Source organism: Pseudomonas sp. p50(2008) (assembly GCF_015351605.1).
Lineage (GTDB): Bacteria > Pseudomonadota > Gammaproteobacteria > Pseudomonadales > Pseudomonadaceae > Aquipseudomonas.
Genome location: NZ_JACMYF010000001.1, coordinates 767,040 through 786,761 on the forward strand (window position 1 = coordinate 767,040; position 19,722 = coordinate 786,761).

General features: G+C 58.8%; 14 protein-coding genes. 5 read left to right on the forward strand and 9 right to left on the reverse strand.

From position 1 onward, the window contains the following. Positions 1–237 precede the first annotated feature (237 nt). The 8 genes from rpsA to mtnA form a co-directional block, all read right to left on the reverse strand. Positions 238–1,932 carry a 30S ribosomal protein S1 gene (rpsA, locus tag H7698_RS03440; RefSeq protein ID WP_162436111.1) on the reverse strand — a complete coding sequence of 565 codons (1,695 nt, stop codon included), beginning with the start codon at positions 1,930–1,932 and terminating at the stop codon, positions 238–240. A 120-nt stretch (positions 1,933–2,052) separates the two neighbouring features. Continuing rightward, positions 2,053–2,742 carry a (d)CMP kinase gene (gene cmk / locus H7698_RS03445; protein ID WP_084322379.1) on the reverse strand — a complete coding sequence of 230 codons (690 nt, stop codon included), beginning with the start codon at positions 2,740–2,742 and terminating at the stop codon, positions 2,053–2,055. Beyond that, the gene (locus tag H7698_RS03450) at positions 2,739–4,946 is read right to left on the reverse strand and encodes a bifunctional prephenate dehydrogenase/3-phosphoshikimate 1-carboxyvinyltransferase (RefSeq protein ID WP_235992719.1); all 2,208 of its coding nucleotides are present in this window, start codon (positions 4,944–4,946) and stop codon (positions 2,739–2,741) included. The genes cmk and H7698_RS03450 overlap by 4 nt, the downstream gene beginning before the upstream one ends. 28 nt (positions 4,947–4,974) lie before the next feature. Next, positions 4,975–6,087 carry a histidinol-phosphate transaminase gene (gene hisC / locus H7698_RS03455; protein ID WP_194690595.1) on the reverse strand — a complete coding sequence of 371 codons (1,113 nt, stop codon included), beginning with the start codon at positions 6,085–6,087 and terminating at the stop codon, positions 4,975–4,977. Positions 6,088–6,100: 13 nt separating this feature from the next. Next, entirely contained in the window at positions 6,101–7,195 is a 1,095-nt protein-coding gene (pheA, locus tag H7698_RS03460; RefSeq protein WP_162436108.1) for a prephenate dehydratase, read from the reverse strand. Beyond that, on the reverse strand, positions 7,195–8,280 hold the full coding sequence (gene serC, locus H7698_RS03465) for a 3-phosphoserine/phosphohydroxythreonine transaminase (protein WP_194690596.1): 1,086 nt from the start codon (positions 8,278–8,280) through the stop codon (positions 7,195–7,197). Before serC ends, pheA begins: the two co-directional genes overlap by 1 nt. 278 nt (positions 8,281–8,558) lie before the next feature. Then, the gene (gene gyrA / locus H7698_RS03470) at positions 8,559–11,228 is read right to left on the reverse strand and encodes a DNA gyrase subunit A (RefSeq protein WP_194690597.1); all 2,670 of its coding nucleotides are present in this window, start codon (positions 11,226–11,228) and stop codon (positions 8,559–8,561) included. Positions 11,229–11,655: 427 nt separating this feature from the next. After that, entirely contained in the window at positions 11,656–12,732 is a 1,077-nt protein-coding gene (gene mtnA, locus H7698_RS03475; RefSeq protein WP_162436105.1) for an S-methyl-5-thioribose-1-phosphate isomerase, read from the reverse strand. 107 nt (positions 12,733–12,839) lie between these two features. On the opposite strand from mtnA, the gene H7698_RS03480 reads away from it, so the two are divergent. The 5 genes from H7698_RS03480 to H7698_RS03500 all read left to right on the forward strand — a co-directional run bounded on the left by H7698_RS03480 (position 12,840) and on the right by H7698_RS03500 (position 17,781). Next, a complete protein-coding gene (locus H7698_RS03480; protein ID WP_194690598.1) occupies positions 12,840–14,174 on the forward strand; it encodes a TRZ/ATZ family hydrolase in 1,335 nt (444 codons plus the stop codon). 57 nt (positions 14,175–14,231) lie between these two features. After that, entirely contained in the window at positions 14,232–14,930 is a 699-nt protein-coding gene (gene ubiG / locus H7698_RS03485) for a bifunctional 2-polyprenyl-6-hydroxyphenol methylase/3-demethylubiquinol 3-O-methyltransferase UbiG (RefSeq protein WP_162436103.1), read from the forward strand. A 4-nt stretch (positions 14,931–14,934) separates the two neighbouring features. Then, positions 14,935–15,606, forward strand: a complete 672-nt coding sequence (gene mupP / locus H7698_RS03490; protein ID WP_162436102.1) for an N-acetylmuramic acid 6-phosphate phosphatase MupP — start codon at positions 14,935–14,937, stop codon at positions 15,604–15,606. Between the two features lie 132 nt (positions 15,607–15,738). Continuing rightward, positions 15,739–16,479 (forward strand): YciK family oxidoreductase, encoded by a 741-nt coding sequence (locus H7698_RS03495; protein ID WP_162436101.1) that lies wholly within the window; start codon positions 15,739–15,741, stop codon positions 16,477–16,479. 375 nt (positions 16,480–16,854) lie between these two features. Further along, positions 16,855–17,781, forward strand: coding sequence for a GGDEF domain-containing protein (locus tag H7698_RS03500; protein ID WP_194690599.1), 927 nt, complete (start codon positions 16,855–16,857; stop codon positions 17,779–17,781). Between the two features lie 45 nt (positions 17,782–17,826). Here the strand turns inward: H7698_RS03500 and H7698_RS03505 are convergent, their stop codons facing one another. Beyond that, positions 17,827–19,701 (reverse strand): MFS transporter, encoded by a 1,875-nt coding sequence (locus H7698_RS03505; protein WP_194690600.1) that lies wholly within the window; start codon positions 19,699–19,701, stop codon positions 17,827–17,829. Positions 19,702–19,722: the final 21 nt, after the last annotated feature.

Below are 19,722 nucleotides of genomic sequence, written 5' to 3' on the forward strand. Positions count from 1 at the left end.
GCTCTAGCGTAGCTGCAAATAAGCAATTGATCCTGTTAAAGAAAGGGACAGTTTTGGCAGGGGATTGGTTCAAGGCGGAATGTTAGGCAACAAAGTAAAAGATCAAAAGATCGCAGCCTGCGGCAGCTCCTACAGGTGCTCGGTGTTTGATTGATTCACGACCATGGGTGTCTTTGCCAAATTCCGGGCACAAAAAAGGGCGACCGAAGTCGCCCTTTTTCTATGGTCTGACAGAACTTAGTTCTGTTTTTCCATTTGTGCACGCAACAGGTCGCCCAGAGTGGTAGGACCAGCAGCAGGTTCCGAAGTCGCTGGCTTGTCGCGCAGGCTCTGGATTGCTTCTTTCTCTTCAGCATCGTCTTTCGACTTGATGGAGAGCTGGATTACACGGCTCTTGCGGTCAACGCTGATGATCTTGGCTTCTACTTCCTGGCCTTCTTTCAGAACGTTGCGCGCGTCTTCAACGCGGTCACGGCTGATTTCGGAGGCTTTCAGAGTCGCTTCGATATCGTCGGCCAGAGTGATGATGGCGCCTTTAGCGTCAACTTCTTTCACGATGCCTTTAACGATTGCGCCTTTGTCGTTCTCTTGAACGTACTCGGAGAACGGATCGCTTTCCAGTTGCTTGATACCCAGGGAGATACGCTCGCGCTCTGGGTCAACCGACAGGATAACGGTGTCCAGCTCGTCGCCCTTCTTGAAGCGGCGAACGGCTTCTTCGCCCACTTCGTTCCAGGAGATGTCGGACAGGTGAACCAGACCGTCGATGCCGCCGTCCAGACCAATGAAGATACCGAAATCGGTGATCGACTTGATGGTGCCGGAGATTTTATCGCCCTTGTTGAACTGGCCAGAGAAATCTTCCCATGGGTTAGATTTGCACTGCTTGATGCCGAGGGAGATACGACGACGCTCTTCGTCGATGTCCAGAACCATAACTTCCACTTCGTCGCCGACTTGTACGACTTTCGAAGGGTGGATGTTCTTGTTGGTCCAGTCCATTTCGGAAACGTGTACCAGACCTTCAACGCCTTCTTCCAGCTCAGCGAAGCAGCCGTAGTCGGTCAGGTTGGTTACACGAGCGGTAACGCGAGTGCTTTCTGGGTAACGGGCTTTGATAGCAACCCATGGATCTTCGCCCAGTTGCTTCAGGCCCAGGGAAACACGATTGCGTTCGCGATCGTATTTCAGAACCTTGACATCGATCTCGTCGCCAACGTTGACGATTTCGGAAGGATGCTTGATACGCTTCCAAGCCATGTCGGTAATGTGCAGCAGGCCATCGACGCCACCCAGATCGACGAATGCGCCGTAATCGGTGAGGTTTTTGACGATACCTTTGACTTGTTGACCTTCCTGCAGGGATTCCAGCAGAGCTTCACGCTCAGCGGAGTTCTCGGCTTCGAGGACGCTACGACGGGAAACGACAACGTTGTTGCGTTTCTGGTCGAGTTTGATGACCTTGAATTCCAGCTCTTTGCCTTCCAGGTGCGTGGTGTCGCGCACTGGACGAACGTCAACCAGAGAACCTGGCAGGAACGCACGGATGCCGTTAACGTCGACTGTGAAGCCGCCTTTAACCTTACCGTTGATAACGCCCTTGACCACTTCTTCGGCTGCGAAGGCTGCTTCCAGAACAATCCAGCATTCAGCGCGCTTGGCTTTTTCACGGGACAGCTTGGTTTCACCAAAGCCGTCTTCAACCGAGTCCAGAGCAACGTGAACTTCGTCACCGACATTGATAGTCAGATCGCCAGCGTCGTTGTAGAACTGCTCAAGCGGGATGAGTGCTTCAGACTTCAGGCCAGCGTGAACGGTTACCCAGCGAGCTTGGTAATCGATATCAACGATAACACCGGTGATGATGGAGCCTGCCTGAAGGTTCAGGGTTTTTAGGCTTTCTTCAAAGAGTTCCGCAAAGCTTTCGCTCATTTTAATTCCTGTTGAATAAGGGCGAAGGATACGCCCATCTCCACATCCCAGACGACGTGGGTTATGTTCATTTAAAGAAACAACGCAGGACTATGACTGGTCCCCTGCGAGGCTTCTTGGTCACCCGGCGATATCGCGAATGGCGATCTCACTCATGATGCGTTCCAGCACCTGATCGATGGATAATTCCGTGGAATCCAGCTGTATGGCGTCAGCCGCCGGCTTGAGCGGGGCTACCGCTCGCTGGGTGTCACGCTCATCGCGGACACGTATCTCATCTAGCAGACTCGACAGACTAACACCATCGACTTTGCCCTTCAACTGCAAGTATCGACGGCGCGCACGCTCCTCGGCACTGGCAGTGAGGAATATCTTCAGCGGCGCATCCGGAAAAACCACGGTGCCCATGTCGCGCCCATCGGCCACCAGGCCCGGAGCCTCCTGAAACGCCCGCTGGCGCTGCAGTAAAGCGTCGCGCACAGCCGGCAACGCGGCCACTTGCGAGGCCCACGCGCCGACCTGCTCATTGCGCAAATCATCAGTGACGTCATCACCTTCGAGGATGATTCGTTGCGGATGACCTTCCGTCGCGCCGACGAACTGCACGTCCAGATGAGCCGCCAACAGCTTCAACGACTCTTCGTTCGTCAGGTCAACACCATGATTGCGGGCGGCGAATGCCAGCAAACGGTACAACGCACCGGAGTCCAGCAGGCACCAGCCAAGACGCTTGGCCAGAATACCGGCAATAGTGCCTTTGCCTGACCCGCTTGGGCCGTCGATGGTGATGACCGGTGGCTTGATGTTCACGACTGAGCCTCTTGAGCAACGCGGATGCCGACCTGAGCGCATAGCGCGAGGAAGTTGGGAAACGACGTCGCGACGTTCGCACAATCATGGATGCGGATCGGCGCGGTAGCTCGCAGCGAAGCAACGCTGAATGCCATGGCAATCCGGTGATCGCCGTGACCGTGCACTTCGCCGCCGCCGATCAGGCCGCCATCAATAATGATGCCGTCCGGGGTCGGTTCGCATTTGACACCAAGCGCCAGCAAACCATCCGCCATCACCTGGATACGGTCCGATTCCTTGACGCGCAGCTCTTCGGCGCCACGCAGGATGGTACGGCCTTCGGCGCAAGCAGCAGCGACGAACAATACCGGGAATTCGTCGATCGCCAGCGGAACCAGCTCTTCCGGAATCTCGATACCTTTCAGTTTAGCTGCACGAACGCACAGGTCAGCCACAGGTTCGCCACCGACTTCACGCTCGTTTTCCAGGGTGATATCAGCGCCCATCAGGCGAAGAATATCGATCACGCCGGTACGCGTCGGGTTGATGCCGACGTGCTCGAGCACCAGCTCCGAACCTTCAGCAATCGAAGCCGCCACCAGGAAGAACGCCGACGACGAGATGTCGCCCGGTACTTCAATGTGGGTCGCGGTGAGCTTATGACCGGACTCGACCGACGCCGTAGCGCCGTCGACGGTCACCGGATAACCGAAGCCACGCAGCATGCGTTCGGTATGGTCGCGGGTTGGCGCCGGCTCGGTGACGGTAGTCTTGCCCTCGGCATACAGACCCGCCAGCAGCAGGCAGGATTTCACCTGGGCGCTGGCCATCGGCATGGTGTAAGTCACGCCTTTAAGCTTGTTGCCACCGCGAATGACCATCGGTGGACGACCTTCAGCAGCAGTCTCGATGACCGCACCCATTTCCCGCAGCGGGTTGGCCACTCGGTTCATCGGGCGCTTGGACAGCGAGGCATCACCGGTCAGGGTGCTGTCGAAGTTCTGCGCAGCCAAAAGGCCGGACAGCAGACGCATCGACGTGCCGGAGTTGCCCAGATAGATCGGGCCCGGCGCAGGCTTCAGGCCATGCAGCCCGACGCCATGGATAGTCACGCGACCGTGGTGCGGACCTTCGATCACGACGCCCATGTCGCGGAACGCTTGCAAGGTCGCCAGCGCGTCTTCGCCCTCAAGGAAGCCTTCGACTTCAGTGACGCCTTCGGCCAGGGAACCCAGCATGATCGAGCGGTGGGAAATCGATTTGTCACCCGGTACACGAATCCGCCCAGTCAGGCGGCCACCAGGTTGTCCCAGGAAAATCAGGTCGTTGGAGTTCATAGCGTCCACATAAGCCCGGCGGGCCAGGATTTTACTGAAATGTTCGCGAGCAACCCGGGCGCGAGTGAAGACGCCCAACAATTGGTGCCCATCCCCTGCATCGACCGCGTCGCGCAAGGCGTCGAGGTCGCTGCGAAATGTATCGAGTGTGCGCAGGACAGCTTCGCGGTTGGCGAGGAAGATGTCGTGCCACATCACCGGATCGCTTCCGGCGATTCTTGTGAAATCGCGGAAACCGCCGGCAGCGTAACGGAAGATCTCAAGATTTTCATTGCGCTTGGCCAACGAATCGACCAAACCGAACGCCAGCAAGTGCGGCAAATGGCTGGTCGCCGCCAGCACTTCATCGTGGCGCTCGACCTGCATGTGCTCGACATCGGCACCCAGTGCGCGCCACAACCGGTCGACCACTGCCAGGGCTGCCGGATCGGTTTGCTCCAGCGGCGTCAGAATCACTTTATGGCGACGGAACAAGTCGGCATTGGAGGCTTCCACCCCGCTCTGCTCGGAACCGGCAATCGGATGTCCCGGAACGAAGCGCGCCGGCATGCCGCCAAACGCTTCGGTGGCCGCGCGCACGACGTTGCCCTTGGCACTGCCGACGTCCGTAAGAATCGCTTGCCCCAGGTCCATACCCGCCAAACGGCCGAGCATTTTTTCCATGGCCAGGATCGGCACGGCCAACTGAATGACGTCTGCGCCCTGGCATGCAACGGCCAGGTCTTCTTCACAGCGATCCACCACACCCAACTCAACCGCCAGCTTGCGCGATTGCGGATCGAGATCGACACCGACCACTTCCCGACAAACACCACTTTCACGCAAACCCTTGGCAAACGAACCGCCGATCAATCCCAGACCGACCACCACCAGGCGACCGATCATAGGTTCAGCAGATTGCAGTGCAGTGACATCAACCACGAGCCAGAACCTTGGTCAGCGCCTCGAGGAAGCGGCTGTTTTCCGCCGGCAGGCCGATGGTGATGCGCAGGTGGTTGGGCATTCCGTAGTTCGCCACCGGACGCACGATCACGCCCTCGCGCAGCAAGCCCTGGAACACCGGAGCAGCGACACGCCCCAGGTCGACGCAGATGAAGTTACCTTTGGACTCAATCCAGCTCAGTCCCAGTTCGCGGAAGCCCGCTTCCAGTTGCTGCATGCCCGCTTCGTTCAGACGACGGCTTTCAGCCAGGTAATCGGTATCTTGCAGCGCGGCACAGGCAGCAGCCAGGGCCAGACTGTTGACGTTAAAGGGTTGTCGCACACGGTTCAGCACGTCTGCCACCACGGCGGTAGACAAGCCATAACCCACGCGCAGCGCTGCCAGGCCATAAGCTTTGGAGAATGTGCGCGAAACCAGCAGGTTCGGGTAAGCCGCCAGATAGTCCAGACCGTCCGGCAGGTCACTGCCTTCGGCGTATTCGATGTACGCCTCGTCCAGCACCACCAGGACGTGCTCCGGTACATCCTGCAGGAACTCGTCCAGTGCTTCGGCACCGAACCAGGTCCCGGTTGGATTGTTCGGGTTGGCGATAAAGATCACGCGGGTGTTGGCGTCGATTGCCGCGAGCATGGTCGAAAGGTCATGCCCCCATTCTTTAGCCGGAATCACACGCGCATCAGCACCCACCGCCTGGGTCACGATTGGATACACCGCGAACGCGTGCTCACTGAACACTGCGTTCAAGCCGGGCGCCAGATAGGCGCGGGCGACCAGCTCCAGAATGTCGTTGGAACCGTTACCCAGCGTCACTTGATTCAGCTCGACGCGGCACTGCTCGGCCAGCAGGGTTTTAAGCGCAAAACCGTTGCCGTCCGGATAACGGGTCAGCTCGGCCAGCTCTTCACGAATCGCAGCCAGAGCCTTGGGACTGGCACCCAGCGGATTTTCGTTACTCGCCAGTTTGACGATGCTGGCCGGATCGATATCCAGCTCACGCGCCAGTTCGTCCACGGGTTTGCCCGGGACGTAAGGCGAAAGTTGTTGCACGCCCGGCTGTGCCAGAGCGAGGAAGTCACCACTCATTTTGCTGTCGCCCTTAAAGAACTGCTTTCGGGTAGGAACCGAGCACTTTGAGTGCTACCGCTTCCTGACTGATCTTTTCCAATACACCTTTGATCAATGGATCGCGGTGGTGGCCGACGAAGTCGATAAAGAACACGTAGGTCCATTTACCGCTGCGCGAAGGACGCGTCTCGATGCGAGTCAGGTCGATGCCATTGTCGTGGAAAGGCACCAGCAACTCGTGAAGCGCGCCGGGCTTGTTGCTCATGGAGACAATGATCGAAGTCTTGTCGTCGCCGGTCGGCGGCACTTCCTGGCTGCCGATCATCAGGAATCGCGTGGAGTTATCCGGGCGATCCTCGATTTTCTCGGCCAGACGGGTCAACCCGTAAAGACTGGCCGCCATGTCGCCGGCAATCGCTGCCGAATTCCACTCACCCTTGACCCGCTTGGCCGCTTCGGCGTTGCTGGAAACCGCCACACGCTCGACATTCGGATAATGGGCGTCCAGCCACTTGCGGCACTGGGCCAGTGACTGGGCATGGGAATAGATGCGGCTGATGCTGTCGGTCTTGGTGTTTTCGCCCACCAGCAGGTGATGGTGAATCCGCAGCTCGACTTCGCCACAAATGACCATGTCATGTTCAAGGAAGCTGTCGAGGGTGTGGTTGACCGCGCCTTCGGTGGAGTTTTCCACCGGAACCACGCCAAAATTCACCGCACCCGCCGCGACTTCACGGAAGACTTCGTCGATTGCTGCCATCGGCTTGCTGATCACTGCGTGGCCAAAGTGCTTCATGGCCGCCGCTTGAGTAAAGGTACCTTCCGGGCCGAGGTAAGCCACTTTCAGCGGCTGCTCGAGTGCCAGGCACGAAGACATGATTTCGCGGAACAGCCGCGCCATCTCTTCGTTGCCCAGCGGCCCCTGGTTGCGCTCCATCACTCGTTTGAGCACCTGAGCTTCACGCTCGGGACGATAGAACACCGGCACTTCGCCTTCGGCCAGCGAGGCCATCTTTACCCGCGCAACTTCCTGGGCGCAGCGCGCGCGCTCACTGATCAGCTCCAGGACCTTGGTGTCCAGAGCATCAATGCGAACGCGCAGTGCCTTGAGTTCTTGCTCAGACATTAGCCGTGTTCCTTCTCGAACTCTGCCATGTACGAAATCAGTGCGTTGACCGCAACGATGTCCACGGCGTTATAGATGGAGGCGCGCATGCCGCCTACGGAACGGTGACCCTTGAGGTTCAACAGGCCACGCGCTTCGGCACCGGCCAGGAACGGCTTGTCCAGACGGTCGTCCGCCAGGCGGAACGGCACGTTCATCCACGAGCGGTCCGACTTGTTGATCGGGTTGCTGTACAGGCCGCTGGCGTCGATGAATTCGTACAGCGTGCGCTGCTTCACTTCATTGAGCTTGCCGATGGCTTCAACACCACCCTGCTCTTTCAGCCACTCGAATACCAGACCGGACAAGTACCAGGCCAGGGTTGGCGGGGTGTTGTACATCGAGCCGTTATCGGCCGCGACCTTGTAATCGAGCATGGTCGGGCACAGGGAACGGGCGCGACCCAGCAGGTCTTCGCGAACGATGTTAACCACGATGCCGCTAGGGCCGATGTTCTTCTGTGCGCCGGCGTAGATCATGCCGAAGCGCGACACATCGATTGGACGCGAAAGGATGTCCGAGGACATGTCGGCGACCAGCGGGACGTCACCGGTTTCCGGGACCCACTGGAATTCCAGGCCGCCGATGGTTTCGTTCGGCGCGTAGTGAACGTAGGCCGCGTCTTTCGACAGCTTCCATTCGTTCTGACCGGGAATTGCAAAATAGTCGTAGGGCTTGGCGGTACCGGCAACACTGACGTGACCGTAGCGCGACGCTTCTTCGATGGCTTTCTGCGACCAGATACCGGTATCGATATAGTCGGCCGTACCATCTTCCGGCAACAGGTTCAGAGGGATCTGAGCAAATTGCTGGCTGGCACCGCCCTGCAGGAACAGCACTTTATAATTGGAGGGGATATTGAGCAGATCACGCAGATCCTGCTCGGCCTTGGTGGCAATGGACACGAACTCATCGCTGCGATGGCTCATTTCCATGACCGACAGGCCCTTGCCGTGCCAATCAAGGAGTTCACCCTGAGCGCGCTTCAGGACAGCTTCGGGAAGCGCCGCAGGACCGGCACAGAAGTTATAGGCTCTCTTGCTCACATCCAATCTCGCTCTGATTTGGTGGTAATCACGCAATAAATCACAACATCAATCGACACCGATCTCGGCTGGAGCAAGTTTTGTGAGAGCTGGCTTGTCGGATCGCCGCACCGCTGCGATTGCATCACCTCGGCACTGAAGACGCACCGCGGCGTCTGCATCGCGGGCAAGCCCGGCTCCCACAAAAGCCGTTTCACACAAGATCTTCGTGGGTGTCGATATTTCCGTTCGGACAAACAACAAGGGGGCGAATTCTCATCCGCCCCCTGCTTGTCCGCTTATTCCTGCGGTTCTTCGTCGGCTGCGGCGTCGAGTTGCTGGTCTTCGGCAACGTTGTCGTCGATCACGACATCACCGTCGAACACTGCACCCTCTTCACCCTCTTCACCGTCTTCCAGCTCTTCGCCTTCAACTTCCGACGGTTCCTGAACCCGCTCCAGACCAACCAGCGTTTCATCGCTGGCCAACTTGATCAGGGTCACGCCCTGAGTATTACGGCCCAGGCTCGACACTTCGTCGACACGGGTACGAACCAGAGTGCCCTGGTCGGAAATCAGCATGATCTCCTCGCCATCAAGCACCTGGACTGCACCGACCAGACGGCCGTTACGGTCGTTGCTGACCATGGCGATAACGCCCTGACCGCCACGCTTGTACTCAGGGAACTCGCTGATCGCCGTGCGCTTGCCATAACCACGCGCCGAAGCGGTGAGGATTTCGCTGCCTTCTTCGGGGATCAGCATGGAAATCAGCTTCTGGCCTTCTGGCAGACGCATGCCGCGAACACCGCGAGCAGTACGGCCCATGGCGCGAACGTCGGTTTCCTTGAAGCGAGTCACTTTACCGCCGTCGGAGAACAGCATGACTTCGCGCTCGCCATCGGTAATGGCGGCAGAAATCAGTACGTCACCTTCGTCCAGCTCCAGCGCGATCAGACCGACGCTGCGTTGACGGCTGAAGGATTCCAGCGGGGTCTTCTTCACGGTGCCTTTGGCGGTGGCCATGAAGATGAAGTGACCTTCGGTGTACTCCTCGACCGGCAGCATGGTGGTGATGTATTCATCACTGTCCAGCGGCAGCAGGTTGACCAGCGGACGACCACGGGCAGCGCGGGAGGCTTCCGGGATTTCGTAGGTTTTCAGCCAGTACACCTTGCCTTTGCTGGAGAACAGCAAGAGCGTGGTGTGACTGTTGGCGACCAGCAGGTGAGCGATGTAGTCCTCATCCTTGACGCCGGTCGCCGACTTGCCTTTACCGCCACGACGCTGAGCCTGGTACGCAGCCAATGGCTGGGTCTTGGCATAGCCACCGTGGGAGATGGTCACGACGCGCTCTTCTTCCGGGATCATGTCACCCAGGGTCAGGTCGAGACGGGCATCAAGAATTTCGGTGCGGCGCACATCGCCGTATTCGGCGCGAATCACTTCCAGCTCTTCGCGGATCACTTCCATCAGGCGCGTGGCGCTGTTGAGGATGCGGATCAGCTCGCCGATCTGGTTGAGGATCTCTTGATACTCGGCCAGCAGCTTCTCGTGTTCCAGACCGGTCAGGCGGTGCAGACGCAGTTCGAGAATGGCTTGCGCCTGCTCTGGCGACAGGAAGTACTTGCCTTCGCGCAGACCGTATTGCGGGTCCAGGGTCTCTGGACGGCAAGAGTCGGCACCAGCGCGCTCGACCATCGCGACCACAGCGGAAGATTCCCACGCAGTCTTGATCAGCGCTTCCTTGGCTTCCGACGGCGTCGGCGAAGCCTTGATCAGGGCAATGACCGGATCAATGTTCGACAGGGCGACCGCTTGACCTTCAAGGATGTGACCCCGTTCGCGCGCCTTACGCAGTTCGAACACGGTACGACGGGTCACCACTTCACGACGGTGGCGAACGAAGGCTTCCAGCAGGTCCTTGAGGTTCAGGATCCGCGGACGGCCGTCGATCAGCGCAACGATGTTGATGCCGAACACCGCTTGCAGCTGGGTCTGGGCGTAGAGGTTGTTGAGGATCACCTCAGGCACTTCGCCACGACGCAGTTCGATCACGACGCGCATACCGTCCTTGTCGGACTCGTCGCGCAATTCAGTGATGCCTTCCAGCTTCTTCTCTTTGACCAGCTCGGCGATCTTCTCGATCAGACGGGCCTTGTTCAGCTGGTAAGGGAGTTCGGTGATGACGATCTGCTGACGACCACCGACCTTGTCGATGTCTTCGATCGTCGAGCGGGCGCGCATGTAAATGCGGCCGCGACCGGTACGGTAGGCTTCAATGATGCCGGCACGACCGTTGATGATCGCAGCGGTCGGGAAGTCCGGACCGGGGATGTATTGCATCAGCTCATCGATGGTCAACTCGGGGTTGTCGATGAGTGCCAGGCAACCATCGATGACTTCACCGAGGTTGTGCGGCGGGATGTTGGTGGCCATGCCCACGGCGATGCCGCTGGAGCCGTTGACCAACAGGTTGGGAATACGGGTCGGCATGACCGCCGGGATCATTTCAGTGCCGTCGTAGTTCGGCACCCAGTCCACGGTTTCTTTGTGCAGGTCAGCCAGCAGCTCGTGCGCCAGCTTGGTCATGCGCACTTCGGTGTATCGCATGGCCGCAGCGTTGTCGCCGTCCACCGAACCGAAGTTGCCCTGCCCGTCTACCAGCAGGTAACGCAGCGAGAAAGGCTGCGCCATACGAACGATGGTGTCGTACACCGCGGTATCACCGTGCGGGTGATACTTACCGATCACGTCACCGACAACACGGGCAGATTTCTTGTACGGCTTGTTGAAGTCGTTGCCCAGCTCGCTCATCGCGAACAGCACACGCCGGTGCACGGGCTTCAAGCCATCGCGCGCATCCGGCAGTGCCCGCCCGACAATTACGCTCATTGCGTAGTCGAGGTAGGACTGCTTCAGCTCGTCTTCGATATTGACCGGGAGGATTTCTTTGGCCAGTTCGCCCATGAGAAGCCTGATTCCTTTTTCTGGTGAAACCTCGTCACATCCATATGGGACGAACGAAGCTCGCCGCTGCAGGCTGGAGTGCCATACACCGACTTACGACAAATCAACGAGTTGTGCCATGGATTTGCGCAGTAAAGACAACCCCGCGGGACTGCCTCGGAAAACGCCGGATGTTATCACAAGAGCCGCCACGCACCTATCCCTCTGATGCGCATGGAGCATAGTTAGTTGACCGGTGACAGGCTTGAAGGGGATCAGAGAAGCTTAGAGCTACTGCGAATGCCGAATTGGCGACCGAATTAAGGTTGTTTATTGACTTTCAGCCCCCAATCGCCAGCAGGCTGGCTCCCACATTAGATCTAAGTCGATCACAAACCCTGTGGGAGCCAGCCTGCTGGCGATGAAGTCCTTTCAGACGCTACGGAAATCAATGCAGACGCTTGCGGCACATCAACTGCGCCATTTTCGCGGTGTCTGGCCGCTCGACGATGCCTTTTTCGGTGACGATGACATCGATCAGGTCCGCAGGGGTCACGTCGAATACCGGATTGAACGCATCCACGTCCGCACCGACGCGCTTGCCGCCCACTTCCAGCAACTCGCGGCCATCGCGCTCTTCAATGGGAATGTCGTCGCCACTGGCCAGGTTCATGTCGATGGTTGAACTCGGGGCCACGACCATGAAGCGCACGCCGTGGTGCATGGCGTTTACTGCCAGCTGATAGGTACCGATCTTGTTGGCCACGTCGCCATTGGCGGTGATCCGGTCGGCGCCCACGATCACCCAGGTAATGCCCTTGGTTTTCATGATGTGGGCTGCAGCAGAGTCGGCATTGACCGTGACGGGAATGCCTTCGTTGGCCAACTCCCACGCGGTCAAGCGCGAGCCTTGAAGCCATGGGCGGGTTTCATCGGCGTACACGCGCTCGACCATACCTTCGATGAACGCCCCGCGAATCACCCCCAATGCGGTGCCGAAGCCGCCAGTGGCCAGCGCGCCGGTGTTGCAGTGAGTCAGAATCGCCTGAGCGTTGCCCTGATGCTTGCGAATCAGGTCCACGCCCAGCTGCGCCATGGTCAGGTTGGCTTCCCGATCGCTTTCATGAATGGCGATTGCCTCGGCTTCCAGCACTGCCAGTGGATCGGCGTGATTCTTCAGGCGCTCCAGGCGATCGCGCATGCGGCCCAGCGCCCAGAACAGATTGACCGCCGTTGGCCGGGAGTCCGCCAGCAGTGCGAAATCAGCTTCCAGCGCCGCCTGCCAGTCGCCTCCTTCGGCAAACCGGGCGCGGGCTGCCAGTACCATGCCGTAGGCGACGCTGATGCCAATGGCCGGAGCACCCCGCACCACCATCGAGCGAATGGCCTCGGCCACACCGGCGGCGCTGGTGCAGGCAATCCAGGTTTCCTCGAACGGTAATACGCGCTGATCCAGCAGGTACAGGGCGCCATCACGCCAATCGATGGCCTTTACCTTCTCCGCAGCCAACAGTCGATCGCGCATCCCACACCCCGTACTCAGTAACAAAGCCGCCGATTATAGCGAGCCCCCGGCGAAGACGCTCGGGTATACTTCGCCATCCTTTACAAAAGCACTGGAACCGATCTTCGATGCCGAACACTGCCGCTGCGCTCGACCTGTTGCTGCTGCCGACCTGGTTGGTACCTGTCGAACCCGCAGGCGTTGTCCTCAAGGAGCACGCCCTTGGCATCCGCGACGGGCGCATCGTTTTTATCGGCCCACGCGCCACCGCACTCAAGCTTGATGCGACCGAAGTGCGCGAACTGCCGGACATGCTGGTCTGCCCCGGCCTGATCAATGCGCACGGTCATGCGGCAATGACACTGTTCCGCGGCCTGGCTGACGACCTGCCACTGATGACCTGGCTGGAAAACCACATCTGGCCGGCTGAAGCCAAGTGGGTCGACGAAGCGTTCGTGCGTGACGGTACCGACCTGGCGATCGCCGAGCAGATCAAAGGCGGTATTACCTGTTTCTCTGACATGTACTTCTTCCCGAAGGTTGCCAGCGAGCGCGTGCACAACAGTGGCATTCGCGCACAAATCGCGATTCCGATCCTCGACTTTCCCATTCCAGGCGCCAGCACGGCGGATGAAGCCATTCGTCAGGGCGTGGAATTGTTCGGCGACCTCAAGCACCACGAACGCATCAGGATCACCTTCGGCCCGCATGCGCCCTACACCGTGTGCGACGAAAACCTGGAGAAGATCCGGGTGATCGCTGAAGAACTGGACGCTTCGATTCACATGCACGTCCACGAGACTGCATTCGAAGTGCAACAGGCGGTCGACCAGACCGGTGAACGTCCGCTTGCTCGTCTCGGCCGCCTGGGCTTGCTGGGACCGCGCTTCCAGGCGGTGCACATGACTCAGATCAGCGAAGACGACCTGGCATTGCTGGTAGAAAGCAACACCAACGTTATTCACTGCCCGGAGTCGAACCTGAAACTGGCCAGCGGCTTTTGCCCGGTCGAGCGTCTGTGGCAGGCCGGCGTCAATGTGGCCATCGGCACCGATGGCGCCGCCAGTAACAATGATCTGGATTTGCTGGGCGAAACCCGCACCGCCGCGTTGCTGGCCAAAGCCGTCGCAGGCTCTGCCACCGCACTCGACGCGCACCGCGCATTGCGCATGGCCACGTTGAACGGCGCCCGGTCAATGGGGATCGAGGCCGAGGTAGGATCGCTGGAAGTCGGCAAGGCCGCGGACATTGTCGCCTTTGACCTGTCCGGCCTGGCCCAGCAACCCGTCTATGACCCGGTTTCACAGCTTATATATGCCACCGGCCGCGATTGCGTAAAACACCTATGGGTGGCCGGCAAGCAACTGCTCGACGACCGTCGCTTGACCCGTCTGGATGAAGAACAGTTGTGCGCTACCGCCAAGGCCTGGGGCCAACGGATCAGCGGCCATACCGAATCGTAAGCACCCCGGGGCACCTGCCGGGGCAACAGGATTTTTCAAGTTTTAGAGGACTGAACCATGAGCAACGTCGACTACGCCGAAATCGCCAAATTCGAAGCCCTGGCCCATCGCTGGTGGGACCGCGAGAGCGAGTTCAAACCCCTGCACGATATCAACCCGCTGCGGGTCAACTGGATTGACGAACGGGTACAACTGGCTGGCAAGAAAGTCCTCGACGTCGGTTGCGGCGGCGGCATTCTGAGCGAGGCCATGGCCCAGCGCGGCGCGACCGTCATGGGCATCGACATGGGCGAAGCGCCGCTGGCGGTGGCGCAGCTGCACCAACTGGAGTCGGGTGTGACGGTCGAGTACCGGCAGATCACCGCCGAAGCCTTGGCGGAAGAAATGCCCGAGCAGTTCGACGTGGTCACTTGCCTGGAAATGCTCGAACACGTGCCGGATCCGTCCTCCGTGATCCGCGCTTGCTACAAGATGGTCAAGCCGGGCGGCCAGGTGTTCTTCTCCACGATCAACCGCAATCCGAAAGCCTATCTGTTCGCCATTGTTGGCGCTGAATACATCATGAAGCTGCTGCCGCGCGGCACCCATGATTTCAAGAAATTCATCCGCCCTTCGGAGCTCGGTGCCTGGAGCCGCATGGCCGGCCTGACCGTCAAGGACATCATCGGGCTGACTTACAACCCGCTGACCAAGCACTACAAACTGGCCTCCGATGTGGACGTCAACTACATGATCCAGACCCTGCGCGAGGAGTAAGCCGATGCGTATCAGAGCAGTCCTTTTTGACATGGACGGCACGCTGCTCGACACCGCGCCGGACTTTATCGCCATTTGTCAGGCGATGCGTGCCGACCGCGGCATGCCGCCGATGAACGACAAACACATTCGCGACGAGATTTCCGGTGGCGCCAAGGCGATGGTCGCAGTGACCTTTTCCATGGACCCGGAATCGCCTGGCTTCGAGGAGCTGCGCCTGGAGTTCCTGGATCGCTACGTCAAAGGGTGTGCCGTTCACAGCAAATTGTTCGACGGCATGGGTGAACTGCTGGCCGATATCGAAAAAGCCAACTTGATCTGGGGAGTGGTCACCAACAAGCCCCTGCGGTTCGCCGAGCCGATCATGCAGCAACTGGGTTTGGCCGAGCGTTCGGCGTTGTTGATCTGCCCTGACCACGTGAAGAACAGCAAGCCGGATCCGGAACCGCTGATCCTCGCCTGCAAGATGCTCGACCTGGATCCGGCGAGCGTGTTGTTTGTGGGTGACGACCTGCGCGATATCGAGTCCGGGCGCGATGCCGGCACCAAAACGGCTGCCGTGACCTATGGCTACATCCATCCAGACGACAACCCGCGGCACTGGGGCGCAGATGTGGTAGTTGATCATCCGCTGGAGTTGCGCAAGGTGCTGGATAGCGCTCTTTGCAGCTGCTAAACCGACCTTTTTTACAGGAGCACGGCTTGCCGGCGATAGCGAACTTATAAACGTCATCGCTGGCAAGCCAGGCTCCCACAGGGATCGCGCTCCGATCGCAACTGCCCGCATTCTGATTTGTTGAGGTTTTTTATGTTTGATTATTCCGCCCGTCCCGACCTGCTCAAAGGCCGGGTGATTCTGGTCACCGGCGCTGGCCGTGGCATCGGCGCTGCAGCTGCAAAAACCTACGCCGCTCACGGCGCCACCGTGTTGCTGCTGGGTAAGACGGAAGCCAACCTGACTCAGGTCTACGACGAAATCGAAGCCGCCGGCCATGCGCAACCGGCCGTGATCCCGTTCAACCTCGAAACCGCCCTGCCCCATCAATACGATGAGCTGGCAGCGATGATCGAAACCGAATTCGGTCACCTCGATGGCTTGCTGCACAACGCGTCGATCATTGGTCCGCGTACGCCGATCGAACAGTTGTCCGGCGAAAATTTCATGCGTGTCATGCACGTCAACGTCAACGCCATGTTCATGCTCACCAGCACCCTCTTGCCACTGCTCAAGCTGTCTGCGGATGCATCGGTGGTGTTCACGTCCAGCAGTGTAGGACGTAAAGGCCGGGCGTATTGGGGGGCTTATGGCGTCTCCAAGTTCGCCACCGAAGGCCTGATGCAAACCCTCGCTGACGAGGTCGATACCGTCGCCCCGATGCGTTCCAACAGCATCAACCCCGGCGCAACCCGCACCAGCATGCGCGCCCAGGCTTACCCTGGTGAAAATCCGCTGAACAACCCGACACCCGAGGAGATCATGCCGGTCTACCTCTACCTGATGGGGCCGGACAGCACTGGCGTCAACGGTCAGGCATTCAACGCCCAGTAACACCGTGCGTCGCCCTACGTATCGCGGCGGCTTCCCGTCGCGGTGCGTAACAGCCGTCGCAAATGCACGAGTTCTTCGTCAAACAACCGTCACCTAATTCGCCAAAACTGCCCTGTCAAATTCTCAGCCTATTGATTTCAAAAGCTTTTAAATCGACTGAACTGAATGGCACGACTTTCGCTCTAATTTTGCTCAGACACGCCGAGTGAAGGCACATCGGGCGATGCGTAAGTCGATAGGTTAATAATCGTCGCCAAAAGCGGACTAGACTTGATTCAAACGTCCTACGGGACTGATGGACCAGTATGATGCGCTGCCCAACGCCGCTCTCACCCAGCTTGTAAGACTGTCTTGCTGCTTAGGGGCGCATGCCATATGAAATCACCATCCCAGACCAACGCGATTGACTTCGATAGCGCGAAATTGCAACGCCTGGGCTTTGGACAGCAGCCCCCTATTCTGGAAAGACCGGTCAGCCTTGCGCAGTTGCGTCAACAGCTCTGCCTGCAACTTCAGACCAGCCTTGAGCCGCAACGCATACTCGGTCTCTTTTTCCGCGAAATTCAACGATTGGTACCGCTCGACGCCTTGAGCTACGAACACAAGGCCACCGATCTGCGCCTGGAATTCGGCCAGCGCGGTCACCATTCGATCAGTTACAGCCTCAGCCATGAAGGTGAGCATCTGGGAGAATTGGTTTTTCGCCGCAACCAGCGTTTCAGCGATCAGGAACAGGGCCATCTCGAGTCCCTGTTGTCTGCACTGCTGTTCCCGATGCGCAACACTTTGCTTTATCGGGCCGCCACCCAAAGCGCGTTACGCGATCCGCTGACTGATACCGGTAACCGCATCGCCATGGACCAGACGTTGCAACGGGAAATCGACATGTCGCGCCGTCACCTGCAGCCTTTATCGCTGTTGATGCTGGACATCGATCACTTCAAACGCATCAATGACGACCATGGTCACAGTGCCGGTGATGAGGTCCTCAAAGCCGTCGCCGCCGCGATCAAAAGCCAACTGCGCAACGTAGACATGGTGTTCCGTTTCGGCGGTGAAGAGTTTTTGATCCTGCTGTCCAACACCGGGCGTGAAGCCGCAGCCCTGGTGGGCGAACGACTGCGATTTGCGACGCAGGCCAAAGAGTATTCGGCCGACGGCAAGTCGGTCGAACTGACGGTCAGCCTTGGTTGTTCAACCTTGTTGCCTGGCGAGTCGGCCGAAAGCCTGTTGCGCCGCGCCGACAGTGCGCTGTACGTGGCCAAGCGCGAGGGACGCAACCGGTTGGCGATGGCGGGCTGAATCCCCCAGCGGGCACGCGTGCAGGGCGGCCCGCGTAAGAATGAATCAGCGCACAGCGCCGCGTAATGCCCCCACCAGGCCTTGCAATTTGGCTGGTTCCGCAGCTTCAACCGGCACTGCCGGCCCAGCGACCAGCGTCACCCGCGACCACAGCCGACGAAACACACCTTTGTCCGGATCGCGGCTGAAAAAACTCCCCCACAACCCCTGCAACGCCAACGGAATCACCGGCACCGGTGTCTCTTCGAGAATCCGCGTCAACCCGCCCCTGAACTCGTTGATCTCGCCATCCGTAGTCAGCTTGCCCTCGGGAAAGATACACACCAACTCACCATCTTTGAGGTATTGAGCGATCCGCTTGAAAGCCTTTTCGTAGATCTGAATGTCTTCCTGACGCCCCGCGATCGGGATCGTACCCGCCGTGCGGAAGATAAAGTTCAGCACCGGCAGGTTGTAGATCTTGTAATACATCACAAAGCGAATCGGCCGACGCACCGCACCGCCAATGAGCAACGCATCGACGAACGACACATGGTTGCAGACCAGCAACGCGGCGCCTTCGTCGGGAATCAGCTGCAGATTTCGGTGCTCGACCCGGTACATGGAGTGGCTCAGCAGCCAGATCATGAAACGCATGGTGAACTCGGGAACAATGCTGAAAATGTAGGCATTCACGCCGATGTTCAGCAGTGACACCACCAGGAACAGCTGGGGGATCGACAGCTTGGCCATGCTCAGCAGCACGATGGACACAATCGCCGAGACCACCATGAACAGCGCGTTGAGAATATTGTTGGCGGCTATCACGCGCGCCCTTTCGTTCTCGGCAGTACGGGACTGGATCAAAGCGTAAAGCGGCACGATGTAGAAACCGCCGAATACACCCAGACCGAGAATGTCGAACAGCACCAGCCAGGTGTGCCCGAACCCCAGCACTTCGATCCAGCCGTGGCCCGCGACGCTGTCCGGGATTCCACCGGAATGCCACCATAACAGCAGACCGAAAACCGTCAGGCCGAACGAGCCGAACGGCACCAGGCCGATCTCCACCTTACGGCCCGAGAGCTTCTCGCAGAGCATCGAACCGAGCGCGATACCCACCGAGAACACCGTCAAAATCAGGGTCACCACGGTTTCGTCGCCGTGCATCCATTCCTTGGCATACGCCGGGATCTGCGTCAGATAAATCGCCCCGACGAACCAGAACCACGAGTTACCGACAATGGAGCGCGACACCGCTGGCGTCTGCCCGAGGCCAAGCTTCAAGGTGGCCCAGGATTCACTGAAAATGTTCCAGTTCAGGCGCATGTTCGGCGTTGAGGCTGCCGCGCGAGGAATGCTGCGGCTGGCGAGATAGCCGAGTACGGCGATGCCAATAATCGCGGTAGAAACGATGGGAGCGTAATGAGAGGACGACATCATGATGCCGGCGCCGATGGTTCCGGCGAGGATCGCCAGGAATGTTCCCATCTCGACCAGTCCATTGCCGCCGACCAGTTCTTCCTCACGCAAGGCCTGGGGCAGTATCGAGTACTTCACCGGCCCGAACAGCGCCGAATGAGTGCCCATGGCGAACAGCGCCACCAGCATCAGCGACAGATGATCGAACATGAACCCGACTGCACCGACCGCCATGATGGCGATTTCCCCAAGTTTGATCAGACGGATCAATGCGTCCTTGGCGAATTTCTCGCCGAACTGACCAGCCAGCGCCGAAAACAGGAAGAACGGGAGGATGAACAGTAATGCACAGAGATTGACCCAAATCGAACGATCACCGTCGATGGTCAGTTTGTAGAGAATGGCGAGGATCAGTGACTGCTTGAAGATGTTGTCGTTGAACGCCCCAAGCGACTGGGTCACAAAAAAAGGCAGGAAACGTCGGGTGCGAAGCAAGGTGAACTGTGAGGGGTGGCTCATCTTCCGTGTGTCCCTTTTGCA

What these genes read in the sequence shown, in the direction of transcription:
- H7698_RS03450 (WP_235992719.1), bottom strand. Translation starts at nt 4,946, where the DNA reads ATGATCGGTCGCCTGGTGGTGGTCGGTCTGGGATTGATCGGCGGTTCG.
- pheA (WP_162436108.1), bottom strand. Translation starts at nt 7,195, where the DNA reads ATGTCTGAGCAAGAACTCAAGGCACTGCGCGTTCGCATTGATGCTCTG.
- H7698_RS03505 (WP_194690600.1), bottom strand. Translation starts at nt 19,701, where the DNA reads ATGAGCCACCCCTCACAGTTCACCTTGCTTCGCACCCGACGTTTCCTG.
- hisC (WP_194690595.1), bottom strand. Translation starts at nt 6,087, where the DNA reads ATGAGTGGTGACTTCCTCGCTCTGGCACAGCCGGGCGTGCAACAACTT.
- mtnA (WP_162436105.1), bottom strand. Translation starts at nt 12,732, where the DNA reads ATGCGCGATCGACTGTTGGCTGCGGAGAAGGTAAAGGCCATCGATTGG.
- mupP (WP_162436102.1), top strand. Translation starts at nt 14,935, where the DNA reads ATGCGTATCAGAGCAGTCCTTTTTGACATGGACGGCACGCTGCTCGAC.
- H7698_RS03500 (WP_194690599.1), top strand. Translation starts at nt 16,855, where the DNA reads ATGAAATCACCATCCCAGACCAACGCGATTGACTTCGATAGCGCGAAA.
- H7698_RS03480 (WP_194690598.1), top strand. Translation starts at nt 12,840, where the DNA reads ATGCCGAACACTGCCGCTGCGCTCGACCTGTTGCTGCTGCCGACCTGG.
- rpsA (WP_162436111.1), bottom strand. Translation starts at nt 1,932, where the DNA reads ATGAGCGAAAGCTTTGCGGAACTCTTTGAAGAAAGCCTAAAAACCCTG.
- H7698_RS03495 (WP_162436101.1), top strand. Translation starts at nt 15,739, where the DNA reads ATGTTTGATTATTCCGCCCGTCCCGACCTGCTCAAAGGCCGGGTGATT.
- gyrA (WP_194690597.1), bottom strand. Translation starts at nt 11,228, where the DNA reads ATGGGCGAACTGGCCAAAGAAATCCTCCCGGTCAATATCGAAGACGAG.
- ubiG (WP_162436103.1), top strand. Translation starts at nt 14,232, where the DNA reads ATGAGCAACGTCGACTACGCCGAAATCGCCAAATTCGAAGCCCTGGCC.